General features: G+C 66.5%; 21 protein-coding genes. 20 read left to right on the top strand and 1 reads right to left on the bottom strand.

Annotation, left to right across the window (positions count from 1 at the left end; genetic code table 11):
- Positions 1 to 36 precede the first annotated feature (36 nt).
- The 19 genes from LXM88_RS06980 (at position 37) to tatC (ending at position 13,767) form a co-directional block, all read left to right on the top strand.
- Positions 37 to 963 carry an ABC transporter ATP-binding protein gene (locus LXM88_RS06980; RefSeq protein WP_034189820.1) on the top strand — a complete coding sequence of 309 codons (927 nt, stop codon included), beginning with the start codon at positions 37 to 39 and terminating at the stop codon, positions 961 to 963.
- Positions 960 to 1,799 (top strand): ABC transporter permease, encoded by an 840-nt coding sequence (locus LXM88_RS06985; protein WP_262540489.1) that lies wholly within the window; start codon positions 960 to 962, stop codon positions 1,797 to 1,799. Before LXM88_RS06980 ends, LXM88_RS06985 begins: the two co-directional genes overlap by 4 nt.
- 56 nt (positions 1,800 to 1,855) lie before the next feature.
- On the top strand, positions 1,856 to 2,095 hold the full coding sequence (locus LXM88_RS06990; protein WP_006477131.1) for a BolA family protein: 240 nt from the start codon (positions 1,856 to 1,858) through the stop codon (positions 2,093 to 2,095).
- Between the two features lie 14 nt (positions 2,096 to 2,109).
- Entirely contained in the window at positions 2,110 to 3,459 is a 1,350-nt protein-coding gene (gene murA, locus LXM88_RS06995; RefSeq protein ID WP_262540502.1) for a UDP-N-acetylglucosamine 1-carboxyvinyltransferase, read from the top strand.
- The gene (gene hisG / locus LXM88_RS07000) at positions 3,456 to 4,109 is read left to right on the top strand and encodes an ATP phosphoribosyltransferase (RefSeq protein WP_047899621.1); all 654 of its coding nucleotides are present in this window, start codon (positions 3,456 to 3,458) and stop codon (positions 4,107 to 4,109) included. The genes murA and hisG overlap by 4 nt, the downstream gene beginning before the upstream one ends.
- A gap of 24 nt (positions 4,110 to 4,133) precedes the next feature.
- Positions 4,134 to 5,450, top strand: coding sequence for a histidinol dehydrogenase (gene hisD, locus LXM88_RS07005; protein WP_262540503.1), 1,317 nt, complete (start codon positions 4,134 to 4,136; stop codon positions 5,448 to 5,450).
- A gap of 119 nt (positions 5,451 to 5,569) precedes the next feature.
- The gene (gene hisC / locus LXM88_RS07010) at positions 5,570 to 6,643 is read left to right on the top strand and encodes a histidinol-phosphate transaminase (protein ID WP_262540504.1); all 1,074 of its coding nucleotides are present in this window, start codon (positions 5,570 to 5,572) and stop codon (positions 6,641 to 6,643) included.
- Between the two features lie 65 nt (positions 6,644 to 6,708).
- Positions 6,709 to 7,296: an imidazoleglycerol-phosphate dehydratase HisB gene (gene hisB, locus LXM88_RS07015; protein ID WP_262540506.1), complete on the top strand. Its 588-nt coding sequence runs from the start codon at positions 6,709 to 6,711 to the stop codon at positions 7,294 to 7,296.
- Between the two features lie 62 nt (positions 7,297 to 7,358).
- A complete protein-coding gene (locus LXM88_RS07020) occupies positions 7,359 to 7,979 on the top strand; it encodes a YchE family NAAT transporter (RefSeq protein WP_047899624.1) in 621 nt (206 codons plus the stop codon).
- Positions 7,976 to 8,617: an imidazole glycerol phosphate synthase subunit HisH gene (gene hisH / locus LXM88_RS07025; protein WP_014898304.1), complete on the top strand. Its 642-nt coding sequence runs from the start codon at positions 7,976 to 7,978 to the stop codon at positions 8,615 to 8,617. Before LXM88_RS07020 ends, hisH begins: the two co-directional genes overlap by 4 nt.
- 163 nt (positions 8,618 to 8,780) lie before the next feature.
- Positions 8,781 to 9,536, top strand: coding sequence for a 1-(5-phosphoribosyl)-5-[(5-phosphoribosylamino)methylideneamino]imidazole-4-carboxamide isomerase (hisA, locus tag LXM88_RS07030; RefSeq protein ID WP_034183653.1), 756 nt, complete (start codon positions 8,781 to 8,783; stop codon positions 9,534 to 9,536).
- Positions 9,537 to 9,643: 107 nt separating this feature from the next.
- On the top strand, positions 9,644 to 10,417 hold the full coding sequence (gene hisF / locus LXM88_RS07035; protein ID WP_047899625.1) for an imidazole glycerol phosphate synthase subunit HisF: 774 nt from the start codon (positions 9,644 to 9,646) through the stop codon (positions 10,415 to 10,417).
- The gene (hisI, locus tag LXM88_RS07040; protein ID WP_047899626.1) at positions 10,417 to 10,833 is read left to right on the top strand and encodes a phosphoribosyl-AMP cyclohydrolase; all 417 of its coding nucleotides are present in this window, start codon (positions 10,417 to 10,419) and stop codon (positions 10,831 to 10,833) included. Before hisF ends, hisI begins: the two co-directional genes overlap by 1 nt.
- Positions 10,830 to 11,195, top strand: coding sequence for a phosphoribosyl-ATP diphosphatase (locus LXM88_RS07045; protein ID WP_006485344.1), 366 nt, complete (start codon positions 10,830 to 10,832; stop codon positions 11,193 to 11,195). The genes hisI and LXM88_RS07045 overlap by 4 nt, the downstream gene beginning before the upstream one ends.
- A 71-nt stretch (positions 11,196 to 11,266) precedes the next feature.
- Positions 11,267 to 11,659, top strand: coding sequence for a DUF4870 family protein (locus tag LXM88_RS07050; protein ID WP_047899627.1), 393 nt, complete (start codon positions 11,267 to 11,269; stop codon positions 11,657 to 11,659).
- Between the two features lie 31 nt (positions 11,660 to 11,690).
- The gene (locus tag LXM88_RS07055; RefSeq protein WP_262540508.1) at positions 11,691 to 12,056 is read left to right on the top strand and encodes a histidine triad nucleotide-binding protein; all 366 of its coding nucleotides are present in this window, start codon (positions 11,691 to 11,693) and stop codon (positions 12,054 to 12,056) included.
- Between the two features lie 93 nt (positions 12,057 to 12,149).
- Entirely contained in the window at positions 12,150 to 12,380 is a 231-nt protein-coding gene (gene tatA, locus LXM88_RS07060) for a Sec-independent protein translocase subunit TatA (RefSeq protein ID WP_034183658.1), read from the top strand.
- 26 nt (positions 12,381 to 12,406) lie between these two features.
- Entirely contained in the window at positions 12,407 to 12,937 is a 531-nt protein-coding gene (tatB, locus tag LXM88_RS07065; RefSeq protein WP_262540509.1) for a Sec-independent protein translocase protein TatB, read from the top strand.
- Between the two features lie 41 nt (positions 12,938 to 12,978).
- Complete coding sequence (tatC, locus tag LXM88_RS07070; RefSeq protein WP_262540511.1) at positions 12,979 to 13,767, top strand: twin-arginine translocase subunit TatC; 789 nt, start codon at positions 12,979 to 12,981, stop codon at positions 13,765 to 13,767.
- 189 nt (positions 13,768 to 13,956) lie between these two features.
- Here the strand turns inward: tatC and LXM88_RS07075 are convergent, their stop codons facing one another.
- Positions 13,957 to 15,162, bottom strand: a complete 1,206-nt coding sequence (locus LXM88_RS07075; RefSeq protein ID WP_262540513.1) for a Do family serine endopeptidase — start codon at positions 15,160 to 15,162, stop codon at positions 13,957 to 13,959.
- Positions 15,163 to 15,183: 21 nt separating this feature from the next.
- Here LXM88_RS07075 and LXM88_RS07080 point away from each other — a divergent pair, with 21 nt between their 5' ends.
- The gene (locus LXM88_RS07080) at positions 15,184 to 15,930 is read left to right on the top strand and encodes a Nif3-like dinuclear metal center hexameric protein (RefSeq protein ID WP_262540515.1); all 747 of its coding nucleotides are present in this window, start codon (positions 15,184 to 15,186) and stop codon (positions 15,928 to 15,930) included.
- Positions 15,931 to 15,967 lie beyond the last annotated feature (37 nt).

The raw sequence follows: 15,967 nt of genomic DNA on the forward strand, positions 1-15,967 counted from the left end.
AGAATAGGCGTCGCGGCCATTGCGTCGCGCACAGTCATGTCAGCCATAGAAATCCGTCACGTCAAGAAGCGCTACAAGTCGCTTCAGGCGCTCAAGGGCGTCAGCCTGTCGGTCGAGGAAGGCGAGTTTTTCGGTCTGCTCGGCCCCAACGGCGCAGGCAAGACCACGCTCATCAGTATCCTCGCCGGGCTGGCCCGGGCCGACGAAGGCAGTATCTCGGTGCGCGGCCACGACGTCGTCAAGGACTTCCGTGGTGCGCGCCGCGCACTCGGCGTCGTGCCGCAGGAACTCGTGTTCGACCCGTTCTTCACCGTCCGCGAGACGCTGCGAATCCAGTCCGGTTATTTCGGGCTGCGCCGCAACGACGACTGGATCGATGAAGTGATGGCCAATCTCGACCTCACCGAGAAGGCCGACGCGAACATGCGCGCGCTGTCGGGCGGGATGAAGCGCCGCGTGCTCGTCGCGCAGGCGCTCGTGCACCGGCCGCCGGTGATCGTGCTCGACGAGCCGACCGCCGGCGTCGACGTCGAATTGCGCCAGACGCTGTGGAAATTCATCTCGCGCCTGAATCGCGAGGGCCACACGATCGTGCTGACCACCCATTACCTCGAGGAAGCCGAGTCGCTGTGCGACCGCATCGCGATGCTGCGCCGGGGCGAAGTGGTCGCGCTCGACCGCACCGACGCGCTGCTGCGCCGCTTCGCGGGGCTGCAGCTCTACCTGCGCCTGGCGACGGGCGCGCTGCCGGCCGAGTTGCGCGGGCTGGAGACCGACCCGGCCGCGCGCGCGCCGGGCGAGCACCTGCTGCGCCTCACGAGCTACGACGATGTCGAACGCATCCTCGCGCAGTGCCGCGCGGCGGGCTGCACGTTCGACGAGATCGAGGTCCGCAAGGCCGACCTCGAGGATGTGTTCGTCCAGGTGATGAACGGGGCCGAGGTGATCGAGGGTCTGGCATGAATCAACAACCCCCACGCGAACTTCGTTCGCTGCCCCCCGAGGGGGCGCCCGCCACTCTTGGGGCGGCCCGGCGAGTGCCGGGAAGCGGTTTTCAAACGCTGTTCTACAAGGAACTGCTGCGCTTCTGGAAGGTGTCGTTCCAGACGGTATGCGCGCCGATCGTGACGGCGCTGCTGTATCTGACGATCTTCGGCCACGCGCTGTCGGGCCGCGTCGAGGTGTATCCGGGCGTCGAGTACGTGAGCTTTCTCGTGCCGGGCCTCGTGATGATGAGCGTGCTGCAGAACGCGTTCGCGAACAGCTCGTCGTCGCTGATCCAGTCGAAGATCACCGGCAACCTCGTGTTCATGCTGCTGCCGCCGCTGTCGTACCGCGACATCTTCGGCGCGTACGTGCTCGCGTCCGTCGTGCGCGGGCTCGCGGTCGGCACGGGCGTGTTCGTCGTGACGATCTGGTTTATCCCGATGCACTTCGCGGCGCCGCTGTTCATCATTGCGTTCGCGCTGCTCGGCTCGGCGATCCTCGGCACGCTCGGCTTGATCGCCGGGATCTGGGCCGAGAAATTCGACCAGCTCGCCGCGTTCCAGAACTTCCTGATCATGCCGCTGACGTTCCTGTCCGGCGTGTTCTATTCGACGCACTCGCTGCCGCCCGTGTGGCGCGAGATCTCGCGTCTCAACCCGTTTTTCTACATGATCGACGGCTTCCGATTCGGGTTCTTCGGCGCGTCCGACATCAACCCGTTCGCGAGCCTCGCGATCGTCGCCGGTTTCTTCGTGCTGCTCGCGATGGTCGCGATGCGGCTGCTCGCGACCGGCTACAAACTGCGTCATTGATATCGACAGGCAGCGGCCGCCTTCGGGGCGGCGCGCGCCGACAGGAGCCTTACACCATGTTGCCGACTCCCGAACAGGTCAAGCAATACATCGCCGGCGGTCTCGCCTGCACGCATCTGGAAGTCGAAGGCGACGGCCAGCATTTCTTCGCGACGATCGTGTCGGCAGCCTTCGAGGGCAAGCGGCCGATCCAGCGGCACCAGCTCGTCTATGCGGCGCTCGGCGATCGCATGAAGCAGGAAATTCACGCGCTCAGCATGAAGACGCTGACGCCCGCCGAATGGCAGAACGCATAACCGGAAATCACTGAGTGCAAGTCACCGCCAACGAGCGCGACGCCGTCCAGAGCGTCGCCACGGCACACCCGGCCGCCAACGGGGAATTGCAGGGACATGGGATGGACAAGCTCGCGATCGAAGGCGGCCGCCGCCTGTCCGGCGAGATCGTCGTGTCGGGCGCGAAGAACGCCGCGCTGCCGATCCTGTGCGCAGGGCTGCTCACCGCCGATCCGGTCGAGCTCGACAACGTGCCGAACCTCAAGGACGTGCGCACCACGCTGAAGGTGCTGAACCAGATGGGCGTGAAGAGCGAGACCGACGGCTGCCGCGTGCAGCTCGACGCGTCGCGCGTCGACAACCTCGTGGCGCCGTACGAGCTGGTGAAGACGATGCGCGCGTCGATCCTCGTGCTCGGGCCGCTGCTGGCGCGCTTCGGCGAGGCGAAGGTGTCGCTGCCGGGCGGCTGCGCGATCGGCGCGCGTCCGGTCGACCAGCACATCAAGGGCCTGCAGGCGATGGGCGCCGAGATCAGCATCGAGCACGGCTTCATCGAAGCGCGCGCGAAGCGCCTGAAGGGCGCGCGCATCGTGACCGACATGATCACGGTGACGGGGACGGAAAACCTGCTGATGGCCGCGACGCTGGCTGACGGCGAGACGGTGATCGAGAACGCGGCCCGCGAACCGGAAGTGAGCGATCTCGCACACTTGCTGGTCGAGATGGGCGCGAAAATCGACGGCATCGGCACCGATCGCCTCGTGATCCAGGGCGTCGAGCGGCTGCACGGCGCGCGCCATTCGGTGATCCCCGACCGCATCGAGGCCGGCACGTTCCTGTGCGCGGTCGCGGCGGCAGGCGGCGACGTGATGCTGACGGGCGTGCGCCCGCACATCCTCGACGCGGTGATCGACAAGCTGCGCGAAGCCGGCGTGTCGATCGAGGAAGGCGACAGCTGGCTGCGCGTGAAGATGGACCGCCGGCCGTCGGCGGTGACGATCCGCACGTCGGAATACCCGGCGTTCCCGACCGACATGCAGGCGCAGTTCATGGCCCTCAATACGGTCGCGGCGGGCACCGCGCAGGTCGTCGAAACGATTTTCGAAAACCGCTTCATGCACGTGCAGGAGCTGAACCGGCTCGGCGCGAACATCACGATCGACGGCAACACGGCGCTCGTGACGGGTGTCGAGAAACTGTCGGGCGCGAACGTGATGGCGACCGACCTGCGTGCGTCGGCGAGCCTCGTGATCGCCGGGCTGCGTGCCGACGGCGAAACGCTGGTCGACCGCATCTATCACCTGGACCGCGGCTACGACCGCATGGAAGCCAAACTGACCGCCGTCGGCGCGAACGTGCGCCGCCTCTCCGGGAGCCAAGCATGAGCGTGCCGCTGACCCTCGCCCTGTCGAAGGGCCGGATTTTCGAGGAAACCCTGCCGCTGCTCGCCGCGGCCGGCATCCAGGTGGCCGAGGATCCGGAAACGTCGCGCAAGCTGATCCTGCCGACGACGGACCCGAACCTGCGCGTGATCATCGTGCGCGCGAGCGACGTGCCGACCTATGTCGAATACGGCGCGGCCGATTTCGGCGTGGCCGGCAAGGACGTGCTGGTCGAGCACGGCGGCTCGGGCCTGTACCAGCCGATCGACCTGAACATTGCGCGCTGCCGGATGTCGGTGGCCGTGCCGGCCGGCTTCGACTACGCGAACGCGGTGCGCCAGGGTGCGCGCCTGCGGGTCGCGACGAAGTACGTCGAAACGGCGCGCGAGCACTTTGCCGCGAAGGGCGTGCACGTCGACCTGATCAAGCTGTACGGCTCGATGGAACTCGCGCCGCTGGTCGGCCTGGCCGACGCGATCGTCGACCTCGTCAGCTCGGGCGGCACGCTGAAGGCGAACAATCTGGTCGAGGTCGAGGAGATCATGGCGATCTCGTCGCGCCTCGTCGTGAACCAGGCTGCGCTGAAGTTGAAGCGCGCGGCGCTCAAGCCGATCCTCGACGCGTTCGAACGCGCGTCGCAGAATGGCGGTTGAGCGCATCACTGTAACGGAACTCCCATGGCCATCACCATCCGCAAACTCGATTCGACGAGCGAAGGCTTCGATGCCGCGCTGCGTGCGGTGCTCGCATTCGAAGCGAGCGAAGACGCGGCGATCGAGCAATCGGTCGCGCAGATCCTCGCCGACGTGAAGTCGCGCGGCGACGCCGCGGTGCTCGAGTACACGAACCGTTTCGACCGGCTGAACGCGGACAGCGTCGCCGCGCTGGAACTGCCGCAGGATGCGCTGCAGACGGCGCTCGACGGCCTCGCGCCGAAGGCGCGCGCGGCGCTGGAAGCGGCCGCGGCGCGCGTGCGCGCGTACCACGAGAAGCAGAAGATCGAGTGCGGCACGCATAGCTGGCAATACACCGAAAGCGACGGCACGGTGCTCGGCCAGAAGGTCACGCCGATCGACCGCGTCGGCCTGTACGTGCCGGGCGGCAAGGCCGTGTATCCGTCGTCGGTGCTGATGAACGCGATTCCCGCGCGCGTCGCGGGTGTCGGCGAGATCGTGATGGTCGTGCCGACGCCGGACGGCGTGAAGAACGACCTCGTGCTCGCCGCGGCGCTGCTCGGCGGCGTCGATCGTGTGTTCACGATCGGCGGCGCGCAGGCGGTCGCTGCGCTCGCGTATGGCACGGCGACGGTGCCGCCGGTCGACAAGATCTGCGGGCCCGGCAATGCGTACGTCGCGTCGGCGAAGCGCCGCGTGTTCGGCACGGTCGGCATCGACATGATCGCCGGGCCGTCGGAAATCCTCGTACTGTGCGACGGCACGACCGATCCGAACTGGGTCGCGATGGACCTGTTCTCGCAGGCCGAGCACGACGAACTCGCGCAGTCGATCCTGCTGTGCCCGGACGCCGCGTTCCTCGAGCGCGTCGAGAAGGCGATCAACGAACTGCTGCCGTCGATGCCGCGCCAGGACGTGATCCGCGCGTCGCTCGAAGGCCGCGGTGCGCTGATCAAGGTGCGCGACATGGCCGAGGCATGCCGGATCGCGAACGACATCGCGCCCGAGCACCTGGAAATCTCGGCGCTGGAGCCGCAGCAATGGGGCCAGCAGATCCGCCACGCGGGCGCGATCTTCCTCGGCCGCTACACGAGCGAGAGCCTCGGCGACTACTGCGCGGGCCCGAACCACGTGTTGCCGACGTCGCGCACCGCGCGTTTCTCGTCGCCGCTCGGCGTGTACGACTTCATCAAGCGCTCGAGCGTGATCGAGGTCAGTGCCGAAGGCGCGCAGACGCTCGGCGAGATCGCGTCCGAGCTCGCGTACGGCGAGGGGCTGCACGCGCACGCGAAGAGCGCCGAGTTCCGGATGAAGGGGTAATACGCGCGCTCTGCGCGGGGGCGGGCGCTGCGGCGCCGGCTGAGGAGACGCAGCGCAGGGCGGCAGCCGCCGCCTTGCCGACCAATTGATGCCGGCGCGGTGCACGCCGGCTTGAGACCATGACGACGCCACAAGACATCATCCGCCGCGACGTGCTCGCGATGACGAGCTACCCGGTGCCGGACGCGAGCGGGTTCGTGAAGCTCGACGCGATGGAGAACCCGTATCCGCTGCCCGAACCGCTCGCCGCGGCGCTCGGGGAGCGCCTCGCGCAGGTCGCGCTGAACCGCTACCCGGCGCCGCGCCCGGCCGCGCTGCTCGACAAGCTGCGCCACGCGATGGGCGTGCCGGCCGCATGCGACGTGCTGCTCGGCAACGGGTCGGACGAAATCATCAGCATGATCTCGGTCGCGTGCGCGCAGCCGGGCGCGAAGGTGCTCGCGCCGGTGCCGGGCTTCGTGATGTATGAACTGTCCGCGAAGCTTGCACAGCTCGAATTCGTCGGTGTGCCGCTGAAGGCCGACCTGACGCTCGACGTCGACGCGATGCTCGCGGCGATCGCCGAGCACCGCCCGGCGATCGTCTATCTCGCGTACCCGAACAACCCGACCGGCACGCTGTACGACGATGCCGACGTCGAGCGGATCGTCGCGGCCGCACGGCACAGCCTGATCGTGATCGACGAGGCATACCAGCCGTTCGCCGAGCGCTCGTGGCTGCCGCGCGCCGCCGAGTTCGACAACATCGTCGTGATGCGCACGGTGTCGAAGCTCGGCCTCGCGGGCATCCGCCTCGGCTATCTCGTCGGGCGGCACGCGTGGCTGACCGAATTCGACAAGGTGCGCCCGCCGTACAACATCAACGTGCTGACCCAGGCGACCGCCGATTTCCTGCTCGACCACCTCGACGTGCTCGACGCGCAGGCGGCCGAACTGCGCGCGGAACGCTCGCGCCTCGCGCAGGCCGTGGCCGCGCTGCCGGGCGCGACGGTGTTCCCGAGCGCCGGTAATTTCCTGCTGGTGCGCGTGCCGGACGCGGCTGCCGTGTTCGACGCGCTGCTCACCGAGCGGGTGCTGGTCAAAAACGTGAGTAAAATGCATCCGTTACTGGCCGAATGCGTGCGGCTGACCGTCGGTTCTCCCGACGAAAACGCCCGCCTGCTGGCCGCTTTGAAACTCGCGCTGCCCGGTTGAGCCCAGGGCGCGGCGGCGCGCGACGATCAATCCCCATTTACATCAGACTCAATCAAGGAATTGCCATGCGTGTGGCGGAAGTCGTTCGCAATACCAGCGAAACGCAGATCCGTGTGAAGCTCGATCTCGACGGCACCGGCCGGCAGAAGCTGGCCACCGGCGTGCCGTTTCTCGACCATATGCTCGACCAGATCGCGCGACACGGTCTGGTCGATCTCGAGGTCGAAGCGCATGGCGACACGCATATCGACGACCACCACACGGTCGAGGATGTCGGCATCACGCTCGGGCAGGCCGTCGCGAAGGCGATCGGCGACAAGAAGGGCATCCGCCGCTACGGTCATTCGTACGTGCCGCTCGACGAGGCGCTGTCGCGCGTCGTGATCGACTTCTCGGGCCGGCCGGGCCTCGAATTCCACGTGCCGTTCACGCGTGCGCGGATCGGCACGTTCGACGTCGACCTGTCGATCGAATTCTTCCGCGGTTTCGTGAACCACGCGGGCGTCACGCTGCACATCGACAACCTGCGCGGGATCAACGCGCACCATCAGCTCGAGACGGTGTTCAAGGCCTTCGGCCGTGCGCTGCGCGCGGCGGTGGAGCTGGACGAGCGTGCGGCGGGGCAGATCCCGTCGACCAAAGGCAGCCTCTGAACTCCCGAACGGACGGACGCTAAGGACAACCTCACGGCTTCGGCGCGCGGCGCCGGCTTGCGATGGATCTGCTCAAATCGTTCATTTCGCTGCTTGCGCTGATCAACCCGATCGGCGCGGTGCCGTTCTTCCTGAGCCTGACGGCGCAGCAGACGGACATCGAGCGGCGTCGCACGATCCGGATCGCGTCGGTGTCGGTGTTCTGCGTGATGACGGTGACGACGCTGCTCGGGCAGCAGATCATCGACTTCTTCGGCATTTCGGTCGGCTCGCTCGAAGTGGGCGGCGGGATCATCATGCTGCTGATGGCGATCAACATGCTGAACGCGCAGATCGGCAACACGCGATCGACGCCGGAGGAGCGCCACGAGGCGGAGCTGAAGGACAACATCGCGGTCGTGCCGCTGGCGATTCCGCTGCTCACGGGCCCCGGCTCGATCAGCACGGTGATCATCTATGCGGCCAACTCGCGTCACTGGTATGACCGGGTCGGGCTGGTCGCGATCGGCGCGGTCCTGGCTTTGCTGTGTTTCGTCGCGATGCGGCTCGCCGAGCCGATCGCGAACTGGATCGGCCGCACGGGCATCAACATCGCCACGCGGCTGATGGGTCTGATGCTGTCGGCGCTGGCGGTGGAATTCATCGTCAATGGACTGAGGGCGCTACTGCCTGCACTGAGATGAAAACTTCGATTGCGATTGTGGATTATGGGATGGGCAACCTGCGCTCGGTCGCGCAGGCGCTCAAGAAGGCCGAACCGGCCGCCGACGTGGCGATCGTCGACACGCCGGCCGCGATTCGCGCGGCCGACCGCGTCGTGCTGCCCGGCCAGGGCGCGATGCCCGACTGCATGCGCTGCCTCGGCGAATCGGGCCTGCAGGAGGCCGTGATCGAGGCGTCGCGCACGAAGCCGCTGCTCGGCGTGTGCGTTGGCGAGCAGATGCTGTTCGACTGGAGCGCGGAAGGCGACACGAAGGGCCTCGGCCTGCTGCCGGGCAAGGTCGTGCGTTTCGAGCTCGACGGCCGGCTGCAGGACGACGGTTCGCGCTTCAAGGTGCCGCAGATGGGCTGGAACCGCGTGCGCCAGTCGCAGCCGCACCCGCTGTGGGACGGCGTGCCCGACGACGCGTATTTCTACTTCGTGCACAGCTATTACGTGACGCCGGACAACCCGGCGCATACGGTCGGCGAAACGGCTTACGGCGCGCCGTTTACGTCCGCGGTCGCGCGGGATAACCTCTTCGCGACCCAATTTCACCCCGAGAAAAGCGCGGAGGTCGGGTTGCGTCTGTATCGCAACTTCGTACACTGGAAACCGTGAACGTCGCGTGCGTGCCACAGTCGGCGGGCCGGAGAGGCCCGTCTTACGGGGCTCGCGCGCCAAAGCGCCGAAAGAGTTGTACTAAACTAGCGAGACGGCGCGGTACCGGATTGGCCGGTACGCGCCGGATTCTTTTCTTCTTCCACGACGATACCCGATTGCTATGTTGCTGATTCCGGCCATCGACCTCAAAGACGGTCAGTGTGTGCGCCTCAAACAGGGCGATATGGACCAGGCCACGATTTTCTCCGAGGACCCGGCGGCGATGGCCCGCAAGTGGGTCGATCTCGGCGCCCGGCGGCTGCATCTGGTCGACCTGAACGGCGCATTCGCCGGCAAGCCGAAGAATCTCGAGGCGATCGAAGCGATCCTCGACGAAGTCGGCGATGAAATCCCCGTACAGCTCGGCGGCGGCATCCGCAGCCTCGAGACGATCGAGAAGTACCTCGACGCGGGCCTGTCCTACGTGATCATCGGCACGGCGGCCGTGAAGGACCCGGGCTTCCTGCAGGACGCGTGCACCGCGTTCGCCGGCAACATCATCGTCGGGCTGGACGCGAAGGACGGCAAGGTCGCGACCGACGGCTGGAGCAAGCTGACCGGCCACGAAGTGATCGATCTCGCGCAGAAGTTCGAGGACTACGGCGTCGAATCGATCGTCTACACGGACATCGGCCGCGACGGGATGCTGCAGGGCATCAACATCGAGGCGACCGTGAAGCTTGCGCAGGCGGTCGGCATTCCGGTGATCGCGAGCGGCGGCCTGTCGAACCTCACGGACATCGAGAATCTGTGCGAAGTGGAAGAGCACGGCGTCGAAGGCGTGATCTGCGGCCGTGCGATCTACTCCGGCGATCTCGATTTCGCGGCCGCGCAAAAGCGCGCGGACGAACTGAACGGCGAACTCGACAACGCGTAAGCGCGGTTGTCGCGTTCGCCGGGGCTGCCCGCAGGGCGGCCCCGACCGGAAGCCTCGCGCGAGGCTTCCGCAACCGGCCGTCCCATCGCGGCATTTGGCGCAACATCATGGCTCTAGCTAAACGCATCATCCCCTGCCTGGACGTGACCGCCGGGCGTGTCGTCAAGGGCGTCAATTTCGTCGAGCTGCGCGACGCGGGCGACCCCGTCGAAATCGCCCGCCGTTACGACGACCAGGGCGCCGACGAACTGACGTTCCTCGACATCACCGCGACGTCCGACCAGCGCGACCTGATCCTGCCGATCATCGAAGCGGTCGCGTCGCAGGTGTTCATTCCGCTGACCGTCGGCGGCGGCGTGCGCGCCGTCGAGGACGTGCGCCGCCTGCTGAACGCGGGCGCGGACAAGGTCAGCATGAATTCGTCGGCGGTCGCGAATCCGCAACTGGTACGCGACGCGGCCGACAAGTACGGCTCGCAGTGCATCGTCGTCGCGATCGACGCGAAGCGCGTGTCGGCCGACGGCGAGACGCCGCGCTGGGAAGTGTTCACGCACGGCGGCCGCAAGGGCACGGGCCTCGACGCGATCGAATGGGCCCGCAAGATGGCCGAACTCGGCGCGGGCGAGATCCTGCTCACGAGCATGGATCGCGACGGCACGAAGTCGGGCTTCGACCTCGCGCTCACGCGCGGCGTGTCGGACGCGGTGCCGGTGCCGGTGATCGCGTCGGGCGGCGTCGGCTCGCTGCAGCATCTCGCGGACGGCATCAAGGACGGCCGCGCCGACGCCGTGCTGGCCGCGAGCATCTTCCACTACGGCGAGCACACGGTCGGCGAGGCGAAGCGCTTCATGGCCGACCAGGGCATTCCGGTGAGGCTGTGATGAACACGGAAACGAAATCCCTGCCCGCGTGGCTCGACAAGGTCCGCTGGGACGACAACGGCCTCGTGCCGGTGATCGCGCAGGAAGCATCGACGAACGACGTGCTGATGTTCGCGTGGATGAACCGCGAGGCGCTGGCGAAGACGATCGAGACGCAGCGCGCGGTCTACTATTCGCGCTCGCGCAAGCGCCTGTGGTTCAAGGGCGAGGAGTCGGGCCACGTGCAGCACGTGCACGAGGTGCGGCTCGACTGCGACGAGGACGTCGTGCTGCTGAAGGTCGAGCAGGTGTCGGGCATCGCGTGCCACACCGGCCGGCATTCGTGCTTCTTCCAGAAATTCGAGGGCACCGTCGACGACGGCGACTGGGTCGCGGTCGAACCGGTGCTGAAAGATCCCGAACACATCTACAAATGACGCAATCGACCGAAGACACGCTGCTGCGCCTCGCGGCCGTGATCGATAGCCGCAAGGGCGGCGACCCCGACCAATCGTACGTATCGCGCCTGTTCCACAAGGGCGACGACGCGGTGCTGAAGAAGATCGGCGAAGAGGCGACGGAAGTCGTGCTGGCCGCGAAGGACGTGCGCCAGGGCGGCGCGCCGACCGCGCTCGTCGGCGAGGTGGCCGACCTGTGGTTCCACTGCCTCGTGATGCTGTCGCACTTCGACCTGAGCCCGGCCGACGTGATCGCCGAGCTCGAGCGTCGCGAAGGATTGTCGGGCATCGAGGAGAAGGCGCTGCGCAAGCGCCGCGAACGCGAGGAAAACGGCGGGTGACACGCATCGGCCCGCCGCGGTGGCGACTGTGCGGTAAGCTGTAAGAATTGTCATCTAACGGGGGTAGCATCATGACCGATACGCCAAGCCAGTTTCCGCCGCCGTCGGTGCCGGGGGCCGCGGACGCCGAACGCCTGAACGGGCTGCGCACGCTGACTCACGTGCTCTATGGCCTCTATGCGTTTCATTGGCTGACGGGCGGTGTCACGGGCATCATCGCGATCATCATCAACTACGTGAAGCGCGGTGATGTGGCCGGCACGCCGTACGCCGATCACTTCGAGTGGCAGATCCGCACGTTCTGGCGCGCGCTGATCGCGTATGTGATCGGGTTTGCGCTGGCGTTCGTGGTGATCGGATTCGCAGTGATGTTTGTCACATGGATCTGGACGCTGTACCGTATCATCAAGGGTTGGCTGTACCTGAACGACAACAAGACGCTCGATCCGCAGGCGTGGTTCTGACCGGCCGCGCGCGGGCGTCTGCAGGAGCAACATGAGTCACGATCCGAATTGCCTGTTCTGCAAGATCGCCGCAGGCGAGATCCCGAGCACGAAGGTGCACGAGGACGACGAATTCGTCGCGTTCCGCGACATCCGCCCGGCGGCCGAGACGCACGTGCTCGTGATTCCGCGCCAGCACCTGCCGACGCTGTCGGCGGCGGGCGACGGCGATGCGCCGATGCTCGGCCGGCTGATGCTGCTCGTCGCGCGCCTTGCCGACCAGCTCGGCGTCGCGTATACGGGCGGCGAAACCGGTTTTCGCACGGTGATCAACACGGGCCCCGGCGGCGGGCAGGAGGTTTACCACCTGCACGCGCATATCCTGGCCGGCCCGCGCCCCTGGCATCGGATGGGTTGACGGCGCGGGGCGTTTCCCCGCATCGATAGTCGAAGCCGGCGCGTCGCCGGCGATTTGCGCCGCGCCGCGGCGTGGTTGAGGAGAGGTTTCATCATGGGTGGATTGAGCATTTGGCACTGGCTGATCGTGCTGCTGATCGTCGCGCTGGTTTTCGGTACGAAGAAGCTGCGCAACATCGGCAACGATCTCGGCAGCGCGGTGAAGGGTTTCAAGGACGGCATGAAGGAAGGCGAGACGCCGGCGGACGCGCAGCAACTGCCGCGCTCGGGCTCGGTCGACGTCAACGCGAAGGAAACGACGCGTTCCGATTCGAACAAGGCGTAACGCCGGCACGCTGACAGGCATTCGCGATGCTGGATCTCGGTCTTACGAAGATGGCGCTGATCGGCGTCGTCGCGCTCGTGGTGCTCGGCCCCGAGCGCCTGCCGCGCGTCGCGCGTACGGCAGGCGCATTGTTCGGCCGCGCGCAGCGGTATATCAACGACGTGAAGGCCGAGGTCTCGCGCGAAATCGAACTCGACGCGCTGCGGACGATGAAGACCGATTTCGAGTCGGCCGCGCGCAATGTCGAGACGACCATTCACGACAACCTGCGCGAGCACGAGAAGGAACTGAACGACACGTGGCATTCCGCGGTCGGTGGTGTTGACGGGGCTTCCGGCGACGCCGGGTCGTACGGTTCCGACACGCCCGCGGCGCCGTCGTGGCGCGGCAGTACGGCCGCACTCGCGCCGAAGCGCCGCAACTGGCGTGTCAAGCAGGCGGCGACGCCTGTCTGGTACAAGCGCGCGACCACCCGCCGCACGCATGTGCAGTCGGGCGCCGCGCGTGTCGCACGCCACCAGCCGGCCAGCCTGCGCCGGCCGACGCGCTTCTTCTGAGTCGAGCGCATGCTCGCTCGTTTATCCTACCGAGGGCCGGTGTGAGCGACCCCCAGCAGAACCCGGGCGACGCCCCGGAAGAAACCTTCATTTCCCATCTCGTCGAGCTCCGCGATCGCATCATTCGCGCGGGGCTGGCCGTGATCGTCGTGTTCCTCGGGCTCGTCTACTGGGCGCCCGACATCTTCAAGCTGCTCGCGCGGCCGCTGATGGAGAACCTGCCGAAGGACGGCAAGATGATCGTCACGGACGTCACGGGCTCGTTCTTCGTGCCGATGAAGGTCACGATGCTCGTCGCGCTCGTGATCGCGCTGCCGATCGTGCTGTACCAGATCTGGGCGTTCGTCGCGCCGGGGCTGTACCAGCACGAGAAGAAGCTCGTCGTGCCGCTCGTCGGCAGCAGCTACTGCCTGTTCCTGTGCGGGATGGCGTTCGCGTACTTCCTCGTGTTCCCGACGATCTTCCGCGTGATGGCGCACTACAACGCGCCGCTCGGCGCCGAGATGACGACCGACATCGACAACTACCTGAGCTTCGTGCTCGGGATGTTCATTGCGTTCGGGGTCACGTTCGAGGTGCCGATCGTCGTCGTGCTGCTCGTCCGGATGGGCGTGCTGACGGTGAAGAAGCTGAAGGAGATCCGGCCGTACGTGATCGTCGGCGCGTTCGTCGTCGCGGCGGTCGTCACGCCGCCGGACGTGTTCTCGCAACTGATGCTCGCGCTGCCGCTGATCGTGCTGTACGAAGCCGGGATCCTGGCCGCGCGGTTCGTCGTACCGAAGAAGCCGGCCGAAGAGGGCGAGGCGGGGAACGGCGAAGCCGCGAGTTGACGAGGGTGCGCCGGGCGGCCTTGTTCCGGCATGCCTGATGCGACCAGGTGGCGTTGGGGGCCGGAAAGCGGGCCGAGGCCACGTTACCGGCAACAACGCGTTTCGATGCAAAGCAAAAGGGCAGCCACCGGCTGCCCTTTTTCGTTTCCGTCCGCGGCCGGCACGCGTCGGCGCGCCGCCCGCCGAACGTCATTCGGTGTCGCTGTCCTGTTCGTCGAGCGTCTGCTTCGGCGGCGGCGGGCGCTTGCCGATCACGACGTTCACGTCGAACTCCTTGCCCTTGCGCACGACGTGCACCTTGGTCGACGTGCCCGGCTTGATCTGCGCGACGACGTTCAGCAGCTTCGTCGTGTCGGTGATGTCCTCGCCGTTGACCGTGACCAGGATGTCGCCCGGCTTGATGCCGGCCTTGTCGGCCGGGCCGCCCTGCAGCACGCCCGCAACGATCGCGCCCGATTTCTGCTGGAGCCCGAACGACTCGGCGATTTCCGGCGTGACGTCCTGCGGCTCGACGCCGATCCAGCCGCGCGTGACCGAGCCCGTCGTGATGATGCTTTCGAGCACGGTGCGCGCGGTCGATACGGGAATCGCGAAACCGATGCCGAGCGAGCCGCCCGAACGCGAGTAGATTGCCGTATTGATGCCGAGCAGGTTGCCGTTCACGTCGACCAGCGCACCGCCCGAGTTGCCAGGGTTGATCGGCGCGTCGGTCTGGATGAAGTTCTCGAACGTGTTGATGCCGAGGTGGTTGCGGCCGAGCGCGCTGATGATCCCCATCGTGACCGTCTGGCCGACGCCGAACGGGTTGCCGATCGCGAGCACGACGTCGCCGACCCGCGACTGGTCGGAGCGGCCGAGCGTGATCGTCGGCAGGTTCGTCATGTTGATCTTCAGCACCGCAAGATCGGTCTCGGGATCGCTGCCGATCACCTTTGCGGTGGCCGTGCGCCCGTCGGCGAGCGCGACCTCGATCTGGTCGGCGCCGTCCACGACGTGCTGGTTCGTTAGAATGTAACCTTCAGGGCTCACGATAACGCCCGAGCCAAGGTTGGCTGCCGGTTCGTCCTGTTGCTTGCGGGCGTTGCGGTCGCCGAAGAAGTAGCGGAACAGCGGATCTTTCGCGCGCGGGTCGGGCGGCAGCGAGCCGTCCTTGCTGGAGAATACGTTGACGACGGCCGGCATCGCTTTCTGCGCGGCTTCGGCGTACGACGTGGTCGCCGGCGCGCCGCCGATGCCAGGCGCGACTTCCCGCAGCGCAACGATCGGCGTGGCGAGCTGCTTGCCGAGCTGTCCTTGCCGTTGCAGCCATTGCGGCTTGAGCGTCACGACAATGAACATCAGCGCGAGCAGCACGGTAACCGCCTGCGCGAAGAACAGCCAGAAGCGTCTAAGCATCTGAATGGATTAGAGGTTTATATGGATCGGATCGAACTCGAATTGTACTTGAACAATACCCTTGAAATCGCGCGCTTCAAGGACTATTGCCCGAACGGCCTGCAGGTCGAGGGGCGCCGCAAGATCGAGAAGATCGCCACCGGCGTGACGGCGTCGCTCGCGTTCCTCGAGGCCGCGCTCGAATGGGGGGCAGATGCCGTGCTCGTCCATCACGGCTATTTCTGGCGCAACGAGGCGCCGCAGATCACCGGCCGCAAGTACCAGCGCCTGAAGCTGCTGCTCGCGAACGACCTGAACCTGTTCGCGTTCCACCTGCCGCTCGACGCGCATCCCGAATTCGGCAACAACGCGCAGCTCGGCGCGAAGCTCGGGCTGATCGGCGAGCAGCGTTTCGGTGACGGCGATCTCGGCTGGATGGCGACGCTGCCGATGCCTGTCACGCTCGAGCACTTCGTCGCGAAGGTCGAGCGCACGCTCGGCCGCACGCCGCTCGTGCTCGGCGATCCGGACATCCAGTTGCGCCGCATCGCGTGGTGCACGGGCGCCGCGCAGAGCTATTTCGACGCGGCGATCGACGCCGGCGCGGACGTGTTCCTGACGGGCGAGGTGTCCGAATACGTGACGCACACGGCCGCCGAAAGCGGTGTCGCGTTCGTTGCGGCAGGGCACCATGCGACCGAACGTTACGGAATCCAGGCACTTGGCGCCCACTTGTCCGAAGAATTCGATCTCGAACACCTTTTTATCGATATCCATAATCCGGTCTGAACGCCGGATTTGCGGCAGTGCATCGAAATCCCTCAAT

It is taken from the genome of Burkholderia sp. S-53 (genome assembly GCF_025560745.1).
Classification (GTDB): domain Bacteria; phylum Pseudomonadota; class Gammaproteobacteria; order Burkholderiales; family Burkholderiaceae; genus Burkholderia; species Burkholderia pyrrocinia.